At 61.2% G+C, this 21411-nt stretch carries 14 protein-coding genes; 4 read left to right on the forward strand and 10 right to left on the reverse strand.

Annotation, left to right across the window (positions count from 1 at the left end; genetic code table 11):
- The first annotated feature begins 44 nt into the window (after nucleotides 1-44).
- Nucleotides 45-1007, forward strand: coding sequence for a hypothetical protein (locus ACVI9W_RS10025; protein WP_038615266.1), 963 nt, complete (start codon nucleotides 45-47; stop codon nucleotides 1005-1007).
- Nucleotides 1008-1093: 86 nt separating this feature from the next.
- Here ACVI9W_RS10025 and hldE read toward each other — a convergent pair whose 3' ends face one another.
- Nucleotides 1094-2515, reverse strand: a complete 1422-nt coding sequence (hldE, locus tag ACVI9W_RS10030; RefSeq protein ID WP_461529912.1) for a bifunctional D-glycero-beta-D-manno-heptose-7-phosphate kinase/D-glycero-beta-D-manno-heptose 1-phosphate adenylyltransferase HldE — start codon at nucleotides 2513-2515, stop codon at nucleotides 1094-1096.
- A 131-nt stretch (nucleotides 2516-2646) separates the two neighbouring features.
- On the reverse strand, nucleotides 2647-4461 hold the full coding sequence (gene msbA, locus ACVI9W_RS10035) for a lipid A export permease/ATP-binding protein MsbA (protein WP_038615270.1): 1815 nt from the start codon (nucleotides 4459-4461) through the stop codon (nucleotides 2647-2649).
- A 211-nt stretch (nucleotides 4462-4672) separates the two neighbouring features.
- Here msbA and ACVI9W_RS10040 point away from each other — a divergent pair, with 211 nt between their 5' ends.
- Nucleotides 4673-5275, forward strand: coding sequence for a toluene tolerance protein (locus ACVI9W_RS10040; RefSeq protein ID WP_422420701.1), 603 nt, complete (start codon nucleotides 4673-4675; stop codon nucleotides 5273-5275).
- A gap of 111 nt (nucleotides 5276-5386) precedes the next feature.
- Here ACVI9W_RS10040 and ACVI9W_RS10045 read toward each other — a convergent pair whose 3' ends face one another.
- From ACVI9W_RS10045 to putP, 8 genes are all read right to left on the reverse strand, one after another.
- Nucleotides 5387-6160 (reverse strand): glycosyltransferase family 2 protein, encoded by a 774-nt coding sequence (locus tag ACVI9W_RS10045; protein WP_461529913.1) that lies wholly within the window; start codon nucleotides 6158-6160, stop codon nucleotides 5387-5389.
- A 66-nt stretch (nucleotides 6161-6226) separates the two neighbouring features.
- Nucleotides 6227-7183 carry a glycosyltransferase family protein gene (locus ACVI9W_RS10050; RefSeq protein WP_038615277.1) on the reverse strand — a complete coding sequence of 319 codons (957 nt, stop codon included), beginning with the start codon at nucleotides 7181-7183 and terminating at the stop codon, nucleotides 6227-6229.
- A 48-nt stretch (nucleotides 7184-7231) separates the two neighbouring features.
- Nucleotides 7232-8632, reverse strand: a complete 1401-nt coding sequence (locus ACVI9W_RS10055) for a PIG-L deacetylase family protein (RefSeq protein WP_461531814.1) — start codon at nucleotides 8630-8632, stop codon at nucleotides 7232-7234.
- Nucleotides 8629-9525: an antimicrobial resistance protein Mig-14 gene (locus tag ACVI9W_RS10060; protein WP_038615281.1), complete on the reverse strand. Its 897-nt coding sequence runs from the start codon at nucleotides 9523-9525 to the stop codon at nucleotides 8629-8631. Before ACVI9W_RS10060 ends, ACVI9W_RS10055 begins: the two co-directional genes overlap by 4 nt.
- The gene (locus ACVI9W_RS10065) at nucleotides 9525-10655 is read right to left on the reverse strand and encodes a glycosyltransferase (protein ID WP_461529914.1); all 1131 of its coding nucleotides are present in this window, start codon (nucleotides 10653-10655) and stop codon (nucleotides 9525-9527) included. Before ACVI9W_RS10065 ends, ACVI9W_RS10060 begins: the two co-directional genes overlap by 1 nt.
- Nucleotides 10639-12396, reverse strand: a complete 1758-nt coding sequence (locus ACVI9W_RS10070) for a carbamoyltransferase family protein (protein ID WP_133211458.1) — start codon at nucleotides 12394-12396, stop codon at nucleotides 10639-10641. Before ACVI9W_RS10070 ends, ACVI9W_RS10065 begins: the two co-directional genes overlap by 17 nt.
- Nucleotides 12397-12558: 162 nt before the next feature.
- On the reverse strand, nucleotides 12559-13395 hold the full coding sequence (locus ACVI9W_RS10075; RefSeq protein ID WP_038615287.1) for a 23S rRNA (adenine(2030)-N(6))-methyltransferase RlmJ: 837 nt from the start codon (nucleotides 13393-13395) through the stop codon (nucleotides 12559-12561).
- A 192-nt stretch (nucleotides 13396-13587) separates the two neighbouring features.
- The gene (putP, locus tag ACVI9W_RS10080) at nucleotides 13588-15072 is read right to left on the reverse strand and encodes a sodium/proline symporter PutP (RefSeq protein ID WP_422421733.1); all 1485 of its coding nucleotides are present in this window, start codon (nucleotides 15070-15072) and stop codon (nucleotides 13588-13590) included.
- A 353-nt stretch (nucleotides 15073-15425) separates the two neighbouring features.
- Here putP and putA point away from each other — a divergent pair, with 353 nt between their 5' ends.
- On the forward strand, nucleotides 15426-19379 hold the full coding sequence (gene putA / locus ACVI9W_RS10085) for a trifunctional transcriptional regulator/proline dehydrogenase/L-glutamate gamma-semialdehyde dehydrogenase (protein ID WP_461529915.1): 3954 nt from the start codon (nucleotides 15426-15428) through the stop codon (nucleotides 19377-19379).
- Between the two features lie 198 nt (nucleotides 19380-19577).
- The gene (locus tag ACVI9W_RS10090; RefSeq protein ID WP_461529916.1) at nucleotides 19578-21380 is read left to right on the forward strand and encodes an acyl-CoA dehydrogenase; all 1803 of its coding nucleotides are present in this window, start codon (nucleotides 19578-19580) and stop codon (nucleotides 21378-21380) included.
- The last annotated feature ends 31 nt before the right edge of the window (nucleotides 21381-21411 follow it).

Consider the following 21411-nt stretch of genomic DNA (forward strand, 5'->3'; position numbering starts at 1 on the left):
CCACGCCGCCGTCGCGGCCGACCCCAACGCAAGAAGGAGCCGACATGCCGCGAACGCTGATCCGCAAGAACCCGAGCAACTTCAAAACCCTGCCCCTGCACGTCGAAGCCAGCCCCGAGGGCTTGTGCTACCAGAGCATCGGCATGCCGCTGAACTTCGCCCAGACCCAGCAACGGCGCAAACAGATTCACCTGGCCGACAGCCAGCGCTTCGCCGTAGAGCTGGCCAATCTGGGCGTCTCGGTGCGTCTGACGTTGCACTGGCAGAACCGTGATTACTGGGTGCTGGTCCGCCAGCGCCGCCAGGACCGTGGGGATGTGGTACTGAAACTGATTTCCGGCTATGTGCCCGCCCAGGAACTGAACCTGCCGCTGCATACCGCCATCCAGGAGGTAGCTGAAGAATGCCTGCTGGAAACGCCGGAAGGCTGGCTTGGCGGGCGCTTCAACGATACCTGGCTGCCAGCGCCTTATGCCGATGCCCTGCATTACCGTGAAGCGCTGCCTTTCGTCCTGACCCCGCAATCCGGTGCGGCACGGCCGGTGCGTTGCGCCAACCTGCAACTGCTGGAGCGGCCACGGGCCTACGTGCACCTGCCGACCGCCTCGTTGCAGCTGATCTATGACCTGCGTCTGCAGGTCCCGCGTGAAGCCAAATCCTTGAGCCTGTTTCATGTCGATGAACGACTGGAAGGAAACCAACTGGTGGCCCGCCTCAACCGCACCCGCCCCGACCTGTACCTGATGCCCCTGGAAGACGGACACCCTCGCGCCGAGCTGTACACGCTGAAAAAGGACCGCCTGGTGCCGGCGAGCACTCGCGGTCTGTATCTGGCCGAAAGCTTTGCCCGTCAGGAAGGCTGGCTGGTCAGGGATGAACGGATTCGCTGGAAGGATTGGGTGAGTCAGCAGGGGCTGGCGGCGCCGAAACCGGACACCGGGCTGCAGCGCCTGACGGGCAAGGCACGGGAGTTGTTGCAGATGGCGCGAGGCGGATTGCGTAAGTAGCTGACAAATTGCAATCGCGGGGCAAGCCCGCTCCCACAGGGTACATCACCCTCCTGTGGGAGCGGGCTTGCCCCGCGATGCTTGAATCAGTTCTTGCGGATTTTCTCGACGATAGCGGTGGTCGAGCTGTTTTCGACCAGACCCAGCACCTTCACCGAGCCGCCATACGCCTTGACGATATCGGCACCGACGACCTGCTCAATACCGTAGTCCCCACCCTTGACCAGCACATCCGGCTTGACCTGGCTGAGCAGGTTTTCCGGCGTGCCTTCAGGGAAGCTGATGACCCAGTCCACTGCTCCCAGGCCGGCGAGCACCGCCATGCGGCGATCTACGCTATTGATCGGACGGCCCGGACCTTTCAGCCGGCTCACCGAAGCATCGTCGTTTACCGCAACGATCAGACGATCACCTTGGGCCCGCGCTTGCTCCAGGTAAGTCACGTGGCCTGCATGAAGAATATCGAAGCAACCATTGGTGAAAACAATCTTTTCGTTATGAGCACGGGCATCATCGATGGCCAGCAGCAACTGATCGAGACTCACCACACCGCGCTCAGAACCCTCTTCGCGCTGGATGGCACGGCGCAGTTCCGGTGCGCTTATCGCTGCGGTACCGAGCTTGCCGACCACGATGCTGGCGGCCAGGTTGGCCAGGCCCACAGCATGAGGCAGCTCTTCGCCTGCGGCGATGGCGGCGGCCAGGGTCGAAATCACCGTATCACCGGCACCGGTAACGTCGAAGACTTCACGGGCACGAGCCGGCAAGTGCAGGGCCGGATGATCGGGACGCAGCAGGGTCATGCCATGCTCACCACGGGTCACCAGCAAGGCGCCCAGCTCCAGTTCGCTCATCAGTTGAGCGCCCTTGGCCACCAGCTCCGCTTCATCGGCGCAGCGGCCGACGATGGTCTCGAACTCGCTGAGGTTCGGGGTGATCAGGCTGGCACCGCGGTAGATCGAAAAGTCCTTGCCCTTGGGGTCGGCCAGGACCGGGATCCCTTTGGCCCGTGCAGCCTGGATCAAGCTCTGATGATTCTTCAGGGCGCCTTTGCCGTAATCCGACAACACCAGTACTTTGACCCCGTCGAGCAGGGTGTCGACTTCAGCCCCCAACGACAGCGGGTCGGTGGCGAAAGGTTCTTCGAAATCGATCCGCAGCAGTTGCTGGTGGCGGCTCATGACCCGCAGCTTGACGATGGTCGGCTGGTGCGCAATACGCTGGAAAATCGAGTGCACGCCTGCAGCCTTCAGACTGTTGGACAGGCTTTCGGCAGCTTCGTCCTGGCCAGTAACCCCGATCAGTGATGCCGGTGCGCCCAGGGCAGCGATGTTCAAGGCCACGTTAGCCGCACCACCAGGACGGTCCTCGATCTGATCGACCTTGACCACCGGTACAGGTGCTTCAGGCGAAATCCGTGAGGTACCACCATGCCAGTAGCGGTCGAGCATGACATCGCCCACCACCAGTACCGGGGCTTGATCGAAACGCGGCATGGACAACTTCATGGGTAACCCATATATACAAAATTAACAGGGGCAGGATATTAGCACAGGCTAGGCGAAGGCTTGATTACCGCCTTACCGACAAGCTGTTGCAGGAAAACGGCCGGAGCCCAGGACAGGCTCCGGCGTCAGGCTCAGGTGATATCGGCCTTGGCCGGCTCGTCCAGGCCCATGGCATGCAGCCTGGCGTAGTAGCCGTTGGCGGCCAGCAGCTCGGCATGCGTGCCGCGCTCGACCAGCTTGCCCTGATCCATGACCAGGATCATGTCGGCCTTTTCAATGGTCGACAGGCGGTGAGCGATCACCAGCGTGGTACGGCCCTTCATCACATGATCGAGCGCTGCCTGGATATGCCGCTCGGACTCGGTGTCCAGTGCCGAGGTGGCCTCATCGAGGATCAGCAGCGGCGCGTTCTTGAGCAGGGCCCGGGCAATGGCCAGGCGCTGGCGCTGGCCACCGGAGAGCAGCACACCGTTCTCGCCGACCTGGGTGTCGAAGCCCTTGGGCAACTGATCGACAAACTCCTTGGCATAGGCATCGGCGGCAGCCGCTTCTATATCCGCACGCGGCGCGCCCGCCAGATCACCGTAGGCAATGTTGTTGGCCACAGTGTCATTGAACAGGGTGACATGCTGGGTCACTTGCGCCACATGGCGGCGCAGGTTGCGCAAACGGTAGTCCTCGATCTCTACGCCATCGAGGAGAATCTGCCCCTCAGTGTGGTGATAGAACCGCGGAATCAACGAGGCCAGTGTCGACTTGCCACTCCCCGAGCGCCCCACCAGTGCAATCATCTGCCCCGGTTCAGCGGTAAAGGAAATGTCAGACAACACCTGGCGCTCAGTACCGGGATAGGTGAAGTTCAGGTTGCGCACAACGAGGCGACCCTCTACCCGCTCCAGCTCCACCGTTCCAGTATCGACTTCCGGTTCTTCATCCAGCTGTTCGAAGATGCTTTCGGCACCGGCCAGGCCTTTCTGGATCGTCGAGCTGACTTCCGACAGCTGGCGAATCGGCTTGGGCAGCAAGCCTGCAGCGGTGATGTAGGCAACCAGATCGCCGGCCGTAGCCTCGCCACGCAGGAACAACACCAGGAACATCAGTGCGGCCATGGCGGAGTAGATCACCAACTGCAACATCGGGGTGTACACGGCCCCGGTCTTGGTCATGCGCAGCTGCTTGTCGGTGTTGCTTTGGCTGGCATTGGCGAAACGCTGCTGCTCGTAGCTTTCACCGCCGAAGCTGCGCACCACGCGGTAGCCCTGGATGGTTTCCGAGGCAACGTGGGTTACATCACCCATTGCCACCTGGATCTTTTTGCTCTGCTTGCGGAATTTCTTGCTGGCGCTACCGACCATTACCGCGATGATTGGCAGGATTGCCAGCATCACCAGAGTCAGTTTCCAGTTCATCCACAGCAGGTAAACGAACAGGAACACCACCGTCAGGCCTTCACGGATCACCACCTTGATAGCATCGGTGGCGGCACCGGTAACCATGGTTACGTTGAAGGTGATGCGCGAAATCAGGTGACCGGAGTTGTGGGTGTCGAAGTAACGGTTGGGCAGCACCAGCAACTTGTTGAACAATTCGACCCGCAGATCATGCACCAGCCCCAGTGAAACCTTGGCCAGGAAGTAGTTACCCAGGAACGAGCCCAGGCCCTGCCAGGCGGCGATCAGCACGATCAGCAACGGCACGGCCTGCAGTAGCTGCAAGTCTTGCAGGTAAGGGACATTGGGGAACAACACTGCCTGCGGGTTGCTCAGACCGTCGACGAAGTACTTGAGAATCCCGGCCAGCATTGGCTGGGTCGAGGCAAAGATGATGAAACCGAGAATACTCAGCGTGAAAATACCGATGTACGGCTTCACATAGCTCAGTAGCCGGAAATAGATTTTCAGGCTGGAGCTGCTCTGTTGCTCCGCCTTTAGCGGTGTTTCGGCCATTGTCGAGCTCGCTGTTCAGATTGAACCGGAAATTTTATCACAGCCCGGTCGATGGGCATGCACCCAGAGCAAACCTGAACGAAGCCTAGGCTCTGCCCCTGTGTACATCCAGCGCATCCTCATCGTTTCAACAACACCGGCATGGTACATCTGCAAAATTTTCGGCATTATTGCCGGTCCTTTTGTTCGCCCGTTGGCAAGGCCACTATCCATGCAATGTTCCCGGCTACACCAGGTCGACCTCAACCAACTCATCCTTGGCGCCCAGGTGCTGGAGGCTGATAGTTACGGCGCCAAAGTGTACCTGCTTAATGACGGCAACATCCTTAAACTCTTCAGGCGTAAACGATTAATTTCATCTGCCTTGCTGCGACCTTACTCCCAGCGTTTTATCGACAATGCGACGCAATTGGAGAAAAAGGGAATTCCGACGCTGAAGGTTTTGAAGTACTACAAGCTGGATGCCCCCGGAATGACGGCGGTGCTGTACCACCCGTTGCCGGGAGAGACCCTTAGCCAACTGTCTCGCAAGGCAGGCTTCAGCTGGCAAGAGCGTCTACCGGAGCTCGTGGCGCTGGTGCGCAAGCTGCACAAGTCGGGCATCTATTTCCGCTCGCTGCACCTTGGCAACATTGTCGTGACACCAGAACAGGAGATGGGCCTGATCGACGTGGCCGATATGCGCTTCATGCGCGCACCGCTATCCAACCGCATGGTCCGGCGCAACGTGCAGCACTTCGCCCGCTACATCGCCCGCGAGCGCCTTGAGGGTCAATTCCCTCTCGCCGAACTGGAACGCGCCTTGCTGAACTGAACACCTCGGGCATGGAGGTGCATGGGTGCGCCGCCTGCCCACATGCTGTTGACGAGGCTCAAGGGGGATCACCCCCTTGTTTCGCACCGGTTCATGGACAAACGGCCCGGGTCAATGCGCAAAAAAACCCACGCCAACACCCAGAACCAAGCCAACCACCAATATCACCATCAATTTGATGCGATCACGCTTACGGCGCCGCGCTTTACGCCGACGCTCACCGGGCAGACTGACATGCGCATCGAAGCCGGTATGCAGTACCGCGTCCCCCTCAAGGGTCACCGCAGTGAGATTCAACTCGGCGTAGCGTTTTGACAGAGCCTTCTCACCAGAGTAGCCGGCAAATGGCGCGCAACGCTGATAGTCACTGAGCCGGCGCAAACCTGGATTCAACGAAAAACTCTGCCACTCAGGCTTGTCCGAGAGCAGCGGGTAACACGGCACACCGGCAATGATCTGACGCTCGCCCAGATGGATGTAAGGACTGTGCACCTTCAAGTCATGGGCATAGCTGCGCAACCAGACCTGAAGCAAATGCGGGCTGACCTCGAGAATGCTCTTCGAATCCTCGACGAAACCTGGCCGGTAGAACTCCCAGTCATCCTCGCAGTGAAAGATGTAGGGGGTTTTTACGTGACTGTAGGCAAGGTCGATAGACGGCAACTGCCCCAGCTTGGGCCGATTGACGAACACCTTGCAGTGCGGTTTCCAGTGTTCCGGCACCGCCTGATGGACAGCCTCATCGCCCGAGTCCTCGGTGATGAACACTTCGCGAATCGGTGCAGTATTGAAACGATCGAAACTCTCGAGTGTAAGCTTGAGCAGGTCGAAACGCCCGCAACTGGTAACCACCAGGGTTACATCACTGTCATCACTGAATCGCACCGGATTCCCTCCCCATCTTCTGTATTCGGTTGTTCGAGACCACGCCCCGTGTACGGGACAGCCGGCTCATATGCCCAGTCTCAAACGCAAGCGCTGCCAACCGGTCAGGGCTGGACGGGAACGCAGAGGTGGCTGCATTTTTTCTACGATGCTTCGGCCCACTTGAGCGAAGCTGAACTGCGACACAGCAAGGTCACGACCGTTGCTGCCAATGCGCTCGACCAATGCCGGGTCGGCACGTAACACTTTGAGCTTTTCCTGCAACTGGGCAATGCTGTTGTACAAAACCACGTTGTGCATGTCTTCAAGACCCAGGGCGCGATTCTCCGCCTCCCCTTGATCAAAAGCCAGCAGCACGCAGCCACAGGCCATCGCCTCGAAATTCTTGATCATGTATTCGCCCATGCCGACATCGGCACTGACGAAGAAACGAATGCGGTTGAGCGTGTCACAGTACTCTTCACCGGACTTGGTCCGGGTGACCAGCAGGTTTTCGACCTGAGCGAGCTCATCGAGCAACGCCTTGCGCCCGCTGTAGGCGACACTGTTGGTACTGCCGACAAAGGCCAGCTCGATATCCCGCTCGCGCCCCTGGTCAGCCAGCAACTGCTGGTCGTAGCCCTTGGGCACGAATTCGGCGTCGAACCCCTCCTGGCGCAAGCGCTCGCTGACCATATAACCGGAGCTGATCACCCGCGCCCAAGGCAACTGACGGTAGTGGGCGCTGAACTTTCCGGTGTACTTGCACGGGATGTAGTTCTGATAGGCGTCATGTTCGAGGATGACCAGGTTGGGCACCGTACGAATGAAGCCGACCTGACGAATTTCTTGCTTGAAGCGCAGAAAAAACACAATCCGGTCATACTTTTCGACGTCGACTTCACGACGGAAATAGCTGCGCAGGTTGCGCTGATCGGCACTGCTGAGCCAGCGCAGATCGCATTCGCAATGGGCGGCGACACCGTCGTAGAGACGGTCCAGGATTGCCCGTTGTTCTTTCTGCACCAGAAATAGAACTTTCATTGTCTTCCTTGCGGTCTTTGTTCAGCCGCTAACAGTCATGGGCCAGGATCAGAGATCACGGCGCCAGAACAATTCATGTCGGCGCACGGCCTTGCGGAAAAATTCGTTCTCGCCGTAAGGCGAAGCGCGTCGCCCCGCCAGCCAGCGCTGGAGCAGGCGACGAATGCGGCGCTTGAACGGTGCCGGCGGCTGCAGGTCATGCATCATGCCCAGCGCCATGGCCTTGTCGCGCTGAGTCGCCAGATCCAGGGGCAGACTGTAGGGCGCCCAAGCCTGCCCGCCTTCCAGTTGCGGCGGCAAAGCCACCCCGGCACCGCTATCGCCCATGGGCCAGCGATCATTGTCATGCAGGTGGTTGGCGTACCCCAGCACGGTTTCCGGCTGCCATTCGAGCCCCTGCAGGGCTTCGAGCACAGCAGCCTGGGCGCAGATGTGGTCAGGATGCGGATCAAGGGTCGGATGCGGCATCACCAGCACCTGCGGGCGGGCCTTGAGCAACAACGCGCGCAAGTCGGCCAACAGGTTGTTCCAGGTCGGTGCACCATCCTCGTCACCCGGCAAGGTTATCGCATTGAAGCGCCGGAACAGACGGGTATCGTCAAGCTCCGCTTCACGCGAGGCGATTGCCTGATCCGGTGCCGCCTGCATGGCTGGCAGCTGCAGACAGAAATAACCCAACTGCACACAGTTCGATTCGGGAACACCTGCCCAGCGCGGTACGGCAATGCTGTCCCAGGCGCGCAGTCGGCCCTTCAAGCGGGCGGACTCAGACTTGGCCATACCCATGCGCTGGTAATGCTCAGCCTCGATCTCGCCAGCAGTCAGGGTCACGACCCAGGCTTCTTGCGCCTGGCTGTAGAGGCCGAAAGCGGCCAACTCGGCATCATCGGCATGGGGCGCGATGACCATGACGCGCTTCTGGCGCAGATCGTTGCCTGTCACAACCCACAACTGCCCTTCGCCAGATAGACGGCAATAGCGCCCACGCAAGCGCAGCCGCCCGGCAGCAAGCGACTCGCCAAGCCCGGTCAGGTTCAGGTAACGCAGGCCCGCGACGCCGCGCTCGAAAGCCTGGCAATCTTCACCGTTCAACACCACTGCCGGGTCCAGGAAACGACCCAACCAGCTGCTTTTCAGGCGCAGCGCCAGCACCAGCGTTTCATCACCAGCAAGCTGCAAAGGCGCCTGAAGCCGTACAACACCGTCGACCAGTTCGACCGGGTGCGCCACGCAATCCTGCGGAAACTGATACTGGTAGTCCTCGGCAGGCGAATAAAACAGATGATCGGCAAACCAGGCTTCATGGGCAGCCCACAGCAGTGGCAGCAGCAATAGCGGCAACCACCACTGGACGAAAATACCCAGACCCAGCAACACCACCAGGCCAGCCAGCAACCCCAGCCGCTTGTTGCGCCGGTGCCGCTTGAGCAACTGCTGCTTGCGGCTCACACCTGAAATACCGGAACGGGGTTGCACCAGCGATCCTTGTACTCGCGATCAGCGCGGCCAAAGGAGAAACGCAGCGGCTTGTTGCGTGCCCGGGCATCTTCCCAGGCGGCCTGGGTATTGAGGAAACTCAACACGCTTCCAGGGCTGAAGGCCTTGGTTTGCGGGTCAACGCCACCATTGATGTACTCGACGCTGATCCATTCAGGCGCTTCGACCCGGTAGACCAGCTGGATGGCGATAGGCGCATCGTCGAGAAACAGCACCGAACCGATCAGCAGCTCACGCAGGCGCTCTATGACCTCAGCCATGCGCTCGGCGCCAGTGGCCGGGAATTCCCAGCGGCGCAGAAACAGATCGCAGTAGATCGCTGCCAGTTCACTGCTGGAAAACTCAGAAACCGCACGCACCTGACCACCCGCCTCTTCCAGCAGGCGCAACTCGCGACGCTGGTTATAGCGAAACTTCTTCGACAGGTCTTCAGGCGTGCGTGCCATCGCCAGCGATTCAGTCTGCAGCTTGAGGTTGGCGAAGCGCCCCTGGTTGAGCTCGGACAAATAACGTCCGGCATGACGCAGCGGTGCCTGGGCATCGGCAGCCGCCGGCAGGATCAGCTCGGCATTGCCCAGGTCATACAGACCCTTCTTGCCCTGACGCTTGAGCACGTCCTTGGACAATGCCAGGTAACGGCCCCAGGTCGGAATCGCGGCCTTGAGCTCACCATTGTGTTCCCACCCCAGGTAGCGCACCGGAATCTGCGCCAGCTCGGCCAACTGCTCGACCACCAGCGGGTGGGTCGCGACGCTACCACCAAAACGCTGCCAGGCCTGGGCGTAGGCGGGCGCATCGATCACACGCCAGCCGCGCTCGCGCCAGCCTTGAATATGATTGAGCATCAAACCTCCGCCGTCAGCGCACGCACAGCTGGCAACTGCCAGAAGGTATCGCGCACAGCGCTATCGGAAAAACGCTCACGCAGGCGCGCAAGCATGCGCTCGGCACACTCCTGGCGCTGCGCTTCATCCAGTACGGCCAGATGTTGCAAGCCTTGAGCCAGACGCTCGGCATCGGCCAGCGGAAACAGGATGCCGACACCCTCGACCACTTCCAGGGCGCCGCCGCAGGCAGTGGCGAGCACCGGCACTCCGGCGACCATGGCTTCGAGCAGGACCATACCGAACGGCTCGTGGTCGGAGCTCAGGGCAAAAGCATCGAACGCCTTGAAGTAGCGTCGCGCATTGGGCACCTGGCCGAGAAAGTCCACCTGCCCGGCAATTCCCAACTCGGCAGCCAGTGCTTTCAGCGACTGCTCCAGCCGCCCCTCACCCAAAATAGCCAGGCGAGCACCCGCCGGCAGACGCGGCAGCGCGAGGGCAAAGCCACGCAACAGGGTGGCCTGGTCCTTGTCCGGATGCAGGCGACCGACATTACCGACAATCCAGGCCTGCGAATCCAGCCCCAGCGCTTGGCGGGCATCGGCTGCAGGCACCAGCGCCGCCTGCAGCGCCTCGATGTCGATACGGTTGTAAAGCGTCTGGATGCGCTCGGCCGGCCACTTCGGCAAGCATTTGCGCATGTCATCGCGCACCGCGTCGGAGACGCCGAGCAGGCTCAGGCGCTGACGGAACAGGTTGGCAAACAGCTGACGACTGCCGCGCTGGTAGTCACCAAAGGCATGGTGCACACCAATTACCGGCAGGCGGCTACCGAGCAAGGCGATATAGATCGGCTTGAAGCGGTGAGCGATACAGAAGCTGAAATTGCGTGTGGCGACGATCCGCCGCAATGCGCGGATCGCCCCCAGCTTCAGGCCACGGATAGCCTTGGAGCTGAACTCCAGGAAGATCACTTCATCAGAAGCGCAGCCGGCGGCCACCTGAGGGTCGGCAGCACCGGTAAGGAACACCGTGGTGACCTTGTAGCCGCTGCCGCTGAACAGGCTGGCGTACTGCCGCGCACAGTCCAGGAACGGACCGTCATAGCCGTGGCAGAACTGCAGGACGCGTTTTTCAGCCCTGGACGTCATAACTGTTCGCGCCGTCCTTGACTACCAGAATGTCTTCCATGATCAGGTACTGCAGATCCGAGCCGAAGAACATGTTCAGGGCGTCGGTCGGCGAGCAGATCATTGGCTCGCCACGACGGTTGAGCGAAGTGTTGAGCGACACGCCGTTGCCGGTCAGGTCTTCCAGCGCCTTCATCATGTCGTAATAGCGCGGGTTGTACTCGCGCTTGAGCACCTGGGCCCGCGAGGTACCGTCTTCGTGGACGACTTCCGGCACGCGGGTCTTCCACTCTTCGGCGACTTCGAAGGTGAAGGTCATGAAGGGTGCCGGGTGATCGATCTTGATCATCTGCGGGGCGACGGTGTCGAGCATCGACGGGCAGAAAGGCCTCCAGCGCTCGCGGAACTTGATCTGGTGGTTGATGCGGTCGGCGACGCCGGCAACGCTCGGGCAACCGATGATCGAACGACCGCCCAGCGCGCGCGGACCAAACTCCATGCGGCCCTGGAACCAGGCCACCGGGTTGCCATCGACCATGATCTTGGCGATCTGCTCCGGCATGTTCTCGAGCTTGCGCCATTTCGGCTGGCTCGGGTGACGGGCACAGGCGGCAATCACGTCCTCGTTGGAGTACGCAGGGCCGAGGTAGACGTGTTCCATCTTCTCGACCGGCACACCGCGGGCGTGGGAAACGTATGCAGCCGCACCGACCGCGGTACCGGCGTCGCCGGAAGCCGGCTGGACGAACAGTTCCTTGAGGTCAGGACGGGCAATGATCTTCTGGTTGAGCTTGACGTTCAGCGCGCAACCGCCAGCGAAAGCCAGCTTGCCGGTTTCCTTGAGGATGTCGCCCAGGTAGTGGTCGATCATCTGCAGGGCGATTTTCTCGAACAGCGCCTGCATGCTGGCGGCGTAGTGGATGTACGGCTCGTCGGCGATGTCGCCTTCGCGCTTGGGACCCAGCCACTCAATCAGCTTCGGCGAGAAGTAGAAGCCCTTGCCCTTCTCTTTGTAGCGGCGCAGGCCGATAACGTTTGCGTAGTCGGTGTTGATCACCAGCTCGCCGTTCTCGAAGCTGGCCAGACGCGAGAAGTCATATTTGCTGGCGTCGCCATAAGGGGCCATGCCCATGACCTTGAACTCGCCGTCGAGCATCTCGAAGCCGAGGAACTCGGTGATCGCGCCGTACAGGCCGCCCAACGAATCCGGGTCGAAGAATTCTTTGATCTTGTGGATCTTGCCGTTTTCGCCATAACCGAAGAAGGTCGTGGCGTACTCGCCCTTGCCGTCAATACCGAGGATCGCGGTTTTTTCCTTGAAACCCGAGCAGTGGTAGGCGCTGGAAGCGTGCGCGAGGTGGTGCTCGACCGGTTCGATCTTGACCTTTTTCGGGTCGAAGCCCAGTTGCTCCAGGCACCAGACGATCTTCTTGCGGTAGCGCTTGTAACGACGGTTGCCCATCAGAATCGCGTCAAGAGCACGATCCGGGGCGTACCAGTAGCGCTTGGCGTAGTGCCAGCGGGCCTTGCCGAACAGGCTGATCGGGGCGAACGGGATGGCCACCACGTCAACGTCGGAAGGCTTGATGCCAGCCTGCTCCAGGCAGAACTTCGCCGATTCGTAGGGCATGCGGTTCTTTGCATGTTTGTCGCGCACGAAGCGCTCTTCTTCAGCGGCGGCAATCAGCTTGCCGTCGATGTACAGGGCCGCGGAAGGATCATGGCTAAGGGCGCCGGACAGGCCAAGAATCGTCAATGCCAAGGGTCTAGCCTCTTCAATCTGTAAATATGCGCCCTGGCCCCTTAGGGCGAGCGGCAACGAAAGAGCGGGATTATAACGCAAACTGTAGGAGCGGGCTTGCCCCGCGATTGCGAGCTGTCAGTCACATCGCATCGCGGGACAAGCCCGCTCCCACACCAACACCTACTCGGCGATCAGCCAGTCCATGCGCCAGCTACCCTGGGTCTGCGCCAGCACCTGGGACAACCACGGCAGCAGCTCACGCAACTCCTCCTCAAGCCCCCATGGCGGGTTGGCGATGGCCAGGCCCGAACCATTGAGGCCCTGCGGACTGTCCTGCGGATGCACGTACAGCTCAACGCGCAGCAACTTTGGCGCGCCAGTGCTGGTCAGGTCCTGATAGAAGCGCACCAGCTGGCGCTGATCCTTGATCGGGTACCAGATCGCCGCGACGGTCTGGCGCATGCGACTGATTGCCTCTTTCAAGGCAACTGTGCAGCGCTTGAGCTCGTCAGCCTGCTCGAAGGGCGGATCGATCAGCATCACTGCGCGCTTTTCCTGCACCGGCAGCAACGCCCGCGGCACATGCCAGCCCTCACCCAGGTGCACGGCGACGCGCGGATCCTTCTTCATGTTGTCCTTGAGCATGCGCCCGTCTTCGGGGTGCTTCTCGTTGAGCAACACGCGGTCCTGCTGACGCGCCAGGCGCCGGGCAAGCTCGGGCGAGCCCGGGTAATAGCGCAGCTCGCCGTCAGGGTTCATCTTGCGCAGGATACGCAGATAGTCAGCGGTAACCTCTGGCAGGTCATCACGCCCCCAAAGCCGGCCGACACCTTCGATCCACTCGCCGGTACGCGTCGCCTGGTCGCCCTGCAAGTCATACAGACCGAGACCAGCGTGGGTGTCGAGGTAGGCGAACGGCTGCTCCTTGCGCGACATCAGCGCAATAAGGCGGGTCAACACGAGGTGTTTGAAGACGTCGGCGTGGTTGCCGGCGTGAAAGGCGTGACGATAGTTCATGGCAACTCCTGCAAGACCGTGCAGTTTACCTTGTCATGCTGAACTGTGGGAGCGGGCTTGCCCCGCGATTGCAGACAGTCAGTGACATAGCATCGCGGGGCAAGCCCGCTCCCACCAAAGCCTGCGCTATAAACAACAACGGCCCGGACTCTTGCGAGGCCGGGCCGTTGTCAGACAGCAATCTAACCGCGATTACTTGCCGGCGTGGTACGCCGCGTCTGCAGTTTCGAAACGCGAGACCATCGCCTTGCTCGGGCTACCGAGCTTGCTGAATACGAAGATTGCCAGGCTGGCCAGAATGAAGCCCGGAATGATTTCGTACAGACCCATGGTGTCGAATTTCTTCCACAGGATCACGGTCACGGCACCGACGATGATGCCAGCCAGCGCACCATTGCGGGTCATGCCTTTCCACAGTACCGAGATCAGTACCACAGGGCCGAAGGCGGCACCGAAGCCGGCCCAGGCGTAGGCAACCAGGCCCAGAACGCGGTTCTCAGGGTTGGCAGCCAGGGCGATGGCGATCAGCGCAACAGCCAGTACCATCAGGCGACCGACCCATACCAGCTCAACCTGGGAAGCGTTCTTGCGCAGGAAGGTCTTGTAGAAGTCTTCGGTCAGGGCGCTGGAGCACACCAGCAACTGGCAGCTCAGGGTACTCATGACGGCAGCCAGGATGGCCGACAGCAGCACACCGGCGATCCATGGGTTGAACAGGATCTTGGCCAGCTCGATGAACACACGCTCGTGGTTCTCGGTGACCGGACCTGCGAGGTCAGGATGTGCCGAGAAGTAGGCGATACCGAAGAAGCCAACGGCACAGGTACCGGCCAGACACAGAATCATCCAGGTCATGGAGATGCGGCGGGCATTGGCGATGGACTTGACCGAATCGGCAGCCATGAAGCGTGCCAGGATGTGCGGCTGGCCAAAGTAGCCCAGACCCCAGCCCATCAGCGAGATGATGCCGATGAAGGTTGCACCCTTGAACATGTCGAAGTTGCCAGCACCCTGGGCTTCGATGGCCAGGAAGGTGGTATCGACACCGCCGGTAGCGATCAGCACGATCACCGGGGTCAGGATCAGGGCGAAGATCATCAGCGTCGCCTGGACGGTATCGGTCCAGCTCACCGCCAGGAAGCCACCGACGAAGGTGTAGGCGATAGTGGCAGCAGCACCGGCCCACAGCGCGGTCTCATAGGACATGCCGAAGGTGCTCTCGAACAGACGAGCGCCAGCAACGATGCCGGAAGCGCAGTAGATGGTGAAGAACACCAGGATAACGATGGCAGAGATGATCCGCAGCAGGCCGCTGTGGTCTTCGAAACGGCTGGCGAAATAGTCCGGCAGGGTCAGCGCATCACCGTTGTGCTCGGTCTGCACGCGCAGACGGCCAGCAACGAACAACCAGTTCAGGTAGGCACCGACGGTCAGGCCGATGGCAATCCAGGCCTCCGACAGACCCGACATATAGATGGCGCCCGGCAGGCCCATCAGCAACCAGCCACTCATGTCCGAGGCGCCAGCCGAAAGCGCGGTCACCACGCTACCGAGGCTGCGGCCACCGAGAATGTAGTCGGAGAGGTTATTGGTGGAGCGATAGGCCATGAAGCCGATCATCACCATTGCTGCGATGTAGATCACAAAAGTGATCGTGATTGGATTGCTAAAACTCATTGTTGCGCCCTGGCGTTTGTTTTTATGTAGTGACAGCCTCAGAGAGGTTGCACCCAGGCCGCGAATGCTATGCAACAACGCAAAGTAGGTGCAACCTGTTTTTGCATTCAAGTTGCACCTCGTCGGTTTTTTTGCGTAACAGCACCTTTTTGCTCCCTTTCGGAGCAAAAAGCTGCGTTTACAGAAGAAAATGCACCATAAACAGCCATTTTTACTGTGGGGTTTTACCCACCGGACGAGCTGCACTTTTTTCCTACACATTTTGGGTTGCACTAGGTTGCACCCGAAATCGCGCACAGCTAATCTTGGCGCCAGCTTAAGCCACAGCCCTGTGGCAATAATGAGGATAAGAAATGGCGACGACCACCCTTGGGGTCAAACTTGACGACCCAACCCGTGAGCGACTCAAAGCAGCTGCGCAGTCCATTGACCGCACACCGCACTGGTTGATCAAGCAAGCGATCTTCAATTACCTGGAGAAGCTCGAGGGTGGTGCCACCCTGACCGAACTCAACGGTCAGTCGATTATCAATGGCGATGAAGCCGGCGAAATCCTGGGCGATCACAGCCACCAGTGCTTCCTCGAATTTGCCGAAAGTATCCTCCCACAATCTGTACTGCGCTCGGCCATCACTGCCGCCTATCGCCGTCCTGAGCCGGAAGTGGTGCCAATGCTGCTGGAGCAGGCTCGCCTGCCTGCGGCCATGGCCGAGGCCACCAACAAGCTGGCCGCCGGCATCGCCGAAAAACTGCGTAACCAGAAGAGCGCTGGCGGCCGTGCCGGTATCGTCCAGGGCCTGCTGCAGGAATTTTCCCTGTCGTCGCAGGAAGGCGTGGCCCTGATGTGCCTGGCCGAAGCCTTGCTGCGTATCCCGGACAAAGGCACCCGTGATGCCCTGATCCGCGACAAGATCAGCACCGGCAACTGGCAGCCACACCTGGGCAACAGCCCGTCGCTGTTCGTCAACGCCGCCACCTGGGGCCTGCTGCTGACCGGCAAACTGGTCTCGACCCACAACGAATCCGGCCTCACCTCCTCGCTCAGCCGCATCATCGGCAAGAGCGGCGAGCCGATGATCCGCAAGGGCGTCGACATGGCCATGCGCCTGATGGGCGAGCAGTTCGTCACCGGTGAGACCATCGCCGAAGCCCTGGCCAACGCCAGCAAGTTCGAAGCCAAGGGCTTCCGCTACTCCTACGACATGCTCGGCGAAGCCGCACTGACCGAGCACGACGCACAGAAATACCTGGCCTCCTACGAGCAGGCGATCCACTCGATCGGTAAAGCCTCCCACGGCCGTGGCATCTACGAAGGCCCGGGCATCTCGATCAAGCTCTCGGCCCTGCACCCGCGCTACAGCCGCGCCCAGTACGAGCGCGTGATGGACGAGTTGTACCCGCGTCTGCTATCGCTGACCCTGCTGGCCAAGCAATACGACATCGGCCTGAACATCGACGCCGAGGAAGCCGACCGCCTGGAGCTGTCGCTAGACCTGCTCGAACGCCTGTGCTTCGAACCGCAGCTGACCGGCTGGAACGGTATCGGCTTCGTGATCCAGGCTTACCAGAAACGCTGCCCGTACGTGATCGACTACGTCATCGACCTGGCCCGCCGCAGCCGCCATCGCCTGATGATCCGTCTGGTGAAGGGCGCCTACTGGGACAGCGAGATCAAGCGCGCCCAGGTTGAAGGCCTGGAAGGCTACCCGGTCTACACCCGCAAGGTGTACACCGACGTCTCCTACATTGCCTGCGCACGCAAGCTGCTGTCGGTACCGGAAGTCATCTACCCGCAGTTCGCCACACACAACGCCCACACCCTGTCGGCCATCTACCATATCGCCGGTCAGAACTACTACCCGGGTCAGTACGAGTTCCAGTGCCTGCACGGCATGGGTGAACCGCTGTACGAACAGGTTGTCGGCAAGGTTGCCGATGGCAAGCTGAACCGTCCGTGCCGCGTGTACGCGCCGGTCGGTACCCACGAAACCCTGCTGGCCTACCTGGTTCGCCGCCTGCTGGAAAACGGCGCCAACACCTCGTTCGTCAACCGTATTGCCGACCAGTCGATCTCGATCCAGGAACTGGTTGCCGACCCGGTTGCCACCATCGAGCAGATGGCTACCCAGGAAGGCAACACCGGCCTGCCGCATCCACGCATTCCATTGCCGCGTGACCTGTACGGTGCCGAGCGGGCCAACTCCGCCGGTATCGACATGGCCAACGAGCATCGCCTGGCGTCGCTGTCCTGCGCCCTGCTGGCCACCGCACACAACGACTGGAAAGCCGCACCGATGCTTGGCTGCGCCTCCAGCAATGAAGCCGCGGCGCCGGTGCTGAACCCGTCCGATCACCGTGACGTGGTCGGTCATGTCCAGGAAGCCACGGTTGCCGACGTCGACAATGCCATCCAGTGCGCCCTCAAGGCCGCACCGATCTGGCAGGCCACGCCGCCCGCCGAGCGTGCTGCGATCCTCGAGCGTGCCGCCGACCTGATGGAAGCCGAGATCCAGCCGCTGATGGGCCTGCTCGCCCGTGAAGCCGGCAAGACCTTCGCCAACGCCATCGCCGAAGTCCGTGAAGCGGTCGACTTCCTGCGCTACTACGCCGTGCAGGCCCGTAACGACTTCAGCAACGATGCCCACCGCCCGTTGGGCCCGGTGGTCTGCATCAGCCCGTGGAACTTCCCGCTGGCAATCTTCAGCGGCCAGGTCGCCGCGGCCCTGGCCGCCGGTAACCCGGTACTCGCCAAGCCTGCCGAACAAACCCCGCTGGTCGCCGCTCAAGCCGTGCGCCTGCTGCTCGAAGCCGGTATCCCTGAAGGCGTGGTGCAGCTGCTGCCAGGTCGCGGTGAAACCGTCGGTGCGCGCCTGGTCGGTGACGATCGGGTCAAAGGCGTGATGTTCACCGGCTCCACCGAAGTCGCCCGCCTGCTGCAACGCAACATCGCCGGCCGCCTGGATGCCCAGGGCCGTCCGATCCCGCTGATCGCCGAAACCGGTGGCCAGAACGCGATGATCGTCGACTCCTCGGCGCTCACCGAACAAGTCGTCATCGACGTCGTCTCCTCGGCTTTCGACAGCGCCGGTCAGCGCTGCTCGGCACTGCGCGTGCTGTGCCTGCAGGAAGACTCGGCCGACCGCGTGATCGAGATGCTCAAGGGCGCCATGGCCGAAAGCCGCCTGGGCAACCCTGAGCGTCTGAACGTGGACATTGGCCCGGTAATCGACGCCGAAGCCAAGGCCGGTATCGAGAAACACATCCAGGGCATGCGCGACAAAGGCCGCTCGGTGTACCAGGTTGCCATCGCCAATGGCGAAGAGGTCAAGCGCGGCACCTTCGTCATGCCGACCCTGATCGAGCTGGAAAGCTTCGACGAGCTGCAACGCGAGATCTTCGGCCCGGTCCTGCACGTGGTGCGCTACAACCGCAAAAACCTCGACCAGCTGATCGAGCAGATCAACGCTTCCGGTTACGGCCTGACCCTGGGTGTTCACACCCGGATCGACGAAACCATCGCCAAGGTCATCGACACCGTCAACGCCGGTAACGTCTACGTCAACCGCAACATCGTCGGTGCCGTGGTCGGCGTTCAGCCGTTCGGTGGTGAAGGCCTGTCCGGTACCGGTCCGAAAGCCGGTGGCCCGCTGTACCTGTACCGCCTGCTGTCGACCCGTCCGGCCGATGCGATCGAGCAATCGTTCCAGCGCACCGACGCCGGCAACACCCCGGACACCCGCCTGCGCGACGAGTTGAGCAAGCCACTGCAAGCGCTTAAAGCCTGGGCGGCAAGCAACCAGCTGAACGAGCTGGGCAGCCTCTGCGAACAGTTCGCCAAGCAGTCGCAGAGCGGTATCAGCCGCCTGCTGGCGGGCCCGACCGGTGAGCGCAACAGCTACACCATCCTGCCGCGTGAGCATGTGCTGTGCCTGGCTGAAGTCGAGGCCGACCTGCTGACCCAACTGGCTGCGGTTCTGGCCGTGGGCAGCTCGGCGGTGTGGCCGGAAGGCGAACTGACCAAGACCCTGCGCAACCGCCTGCCGAAAGACGTACAGGCGCGCATCAAGCTGGTCGGTGACTGGACCAAGGATGAGGTGGTGTTCGATGCCGTCCTGCACCACGGCCATTCCGACCAGTTGCGCGCGGTCTGCGAGCAAGTGGCCAAGCGTGCCGGTGCCATCGTCGGCGTCCATGGCCTGTCGTCGGGCGAAACCTCGATTGCCCTGGAGCGTCTGGTGATCGAACGGGCGTTGAGCGTTAACACTGCTGCTGCAGGTGGTAACGCGAGCTTGATGACTATCGGCTGATAGGCATCACTCAATCGCGGGGCAAACCCGCTCCCACCGGTTTGTGATACGCCGGTGGGAGCGGGCTTGCCCCGCGATGCTTTCAGGCTGTGGTTTCTTCCGAAGCTGGTTCTACCCTCCTATCACCCACATCTATTTCACTGTGCAGTGCCTGCACCCCTGCCTAGACTCGGCGCATCCCCAGACAGGAATGCCGACATGTCCGAGACCCTGCTCAGCGCCCGCAACCTGGCCTTCGAACTCTACGAAATGCTCGACGCCGAGGCCCTCACCCAACGCCCACGCTTTGCTGAACACAACCGCGAAACCTTCGACGCTGCGCTGAACACGGCGCGGACCATTGCCGAGAAGTATTTTGCGCCACACAACCGCAAGGGCGACGAACACGAGCCGCGTTACGAGAATGGCGAAGCGCTGCTGATCCCCGAGGTCAAACCCGCGGTCGATGCCTTCCTCGAAGCCGGTTTCCTCAACGCCACCCGCGACTTCGAGGCCGGCGGCATGCAGTTGCCGACGCTGCTTTCGCAAGCCTGTTTTGCCCATTTCCAGGCGGCCAACGCCGGCACCACGGCTTATCCGTTCCTGACCATGGGCGCCGCCAACCTGATCGAAAGCTTTGGCAGCGATGAGCAGAAACGCCTGTTCCTGCAGCCGATGATCGAAGGCCGCTTCTTCGGCACCATGGCCTTGACCGAACCTCACGCAGGTTCATCCCTGGCCGATATCCGCACCCGCGCAGAACCGGCCAGCGACGGCAGTTACCGGCTGCGCGGCAACAAGATCTTTATCTCTGGCGGCGACCACCCCTTGTCGGAAAACATCGTGCACATGGTCCTGGCCAAGCTGCCGGACGCGCCGCCCGGGGTGAAAGGCATTTCGCTGTTCATCGTGCCCAAGTTCCTGGTCAACGCCGATGGCAGTCTGGGCCCACGCAACGATGTGCTGCTGGCCGGGTTGTTCCACAAGATGGGCTGGCGCGGCACCACCTCGACAGCACTGAATTTCGGCGACAACGGACAGTGTGTCGGCTACTTGGTGGGCAAGCCGCACCAGGGTCTGGCCTACATGTTCCAGATGATGAACGAAGCGCGCATCGGCGTCGGCATGGGCGCGGTAATGCTCGGTTACGCGGGCTACCTGTACTCGCTCGAGTACGCGCGCCAGCGTCCGCAAGGACGCCTGGTCGATAACAAGGACCCGACCACCGCTGCGGTGCCGATCATCAGCCATACCGATGTGAAGCGTATGCTGCTGACCCAAAAGGCCTACGTCGAAGGCGCCTTCGACCTCGGTCTGTACACCGCACGGCTGTTCGATGAAACCCAGAGCGGCGAAACCGAGGTGCAGCGTCAGCAAGCTCATGAACTGCTCGACCTGCTGACCCCGATCGTCAAATCCTGGCCCTCGGAGTTCTGCCTCAAGGCCAACGAACTGGCGATCCAGATTCTCGGTGGCCACGGTTATACCCGCGAATACCCGGTCGAACAGTACTACCGTGACAACCGCCTGAACCCGATTCACGAAGGCACCCACGGCATCCAGTCGCTCGACCTGCTCGGCCGCAAGCTGGCGCAGAACGGTGGCGCCGGGCTCAAGCAACTGGTGCGTCTGATAGCTGGGACCTGCGAGCGGGCACGCGAATTTTCCAGCCTTGATCATGTGCGCACGCCGCTGGAGCAACTGCAGATTCGCCTGCAGAGCGTGACGCTTGGCCTGCTCGGCGACCTGGCTCAAGGCCAAGTCAACAGCGCCCTGGCCAACTCTGCCCTGTACCTCAAAGCCTTTGGTCATTGCGTGATCGGCTGGCGCTGGCTGGAGCAGGCAATCCGTGCCGAACATGGGTTGGCTCAAGGCAATCCGGCCGACCACGACTTCTATCAGGGCAAATTGCAGGCCGCGCGTTATTTCCTGACCTGGGAAGTGCCGGGCTGCCATAATGAGCTGGCATTGCTCGAGGCCCGTGACGATACCTGCCTGAGCATGCGCGACGAGTGGTTCTGAGGGGGAACCACCGTACACACGGAGGTTTCTT

It is taken from the genome of Pseudomonas sp. 210_17 TE3656, from assembly GCF_054821965.1.

Bases quoted from the DNA above. Each gene is read 5' to 3' on its own strand.
- ACVI9W_RS10090 (WP_461529916.1), top strand. From the start codon at position 19,578: ATGTCCGAGACCCTGCTCAGCGCCCGCAACCTGGCCTTCGAACTCTAC.
- msbA (WP_038615270.1), bottom strand. From the start codon at position 4,461: ATGGCCGAAACACCGCTAAAGGCGGAGCAACAGAGCAGCTCCAGCCTG.
- ACVI9W_RS10065 (WP_461529914.1), bottom strand. From the start codon at position 10,655: ATGACGTCCAGGGCTGAAAAACGCGTCCTGCAGTTCTGCCACGGCTAT.
- hldE (WP_461529912.1), bottom strand. From the start codon at position 2,515: ATGAAGTTGTCCATGCCGCGTTTCGATCAAGCCCCGGTACTGGTGGTG.
- ACVI9W_RS10040 (WP_422420701.1), top strand. From the start codon at position 4,673: ATGCAATGTTCCCGGCTACACCAGGTCGACCTCAACCAACTCATCCTT.
- ACVI9W_RS10075 (WP_038615287.1), bottom strand. From the start codon at position 13,395: ATGAACTATCGTCACGCCTTTCACGCCGGCAACCACGCCGACGTCTTC.
- ACVI9W_RS10050 (WP_038615277.1), bottom strand. From the start codon at position 7,183: ATGAAAGTTCTATTTCTGGTGCAGAAAGAACAACGGGCAATCCTGGAC.
- ACVI9W_RS10025 (WP_038615266.1), top strand. From the start codon at position 45: ATGCCGCGAACGCTGATCCGCAAGAACCCGAGCAACTTCAAAACCCTG.
- putA (WP_461529915.1), top strand. From the start codon at position 15,426: ATGGCGACGACCACCCTTGGGGTCAAACTTGACGACCCAACCCGTGAG.
- putP (WP_422421733.1), bottom strand. From the start codon at position 15,072: ATGAGTTTTAGCAATCCAATCACGATCACTTTTGTGATCTACATCGCA.
- ACVI9W_RS10060 (WP_038615281.1), bottom strand. From the start codon at position 9,525: ATGCTCAATCATATTCAAGGCTGGCGCGAGCGCGGCTGGCGTGTGATC.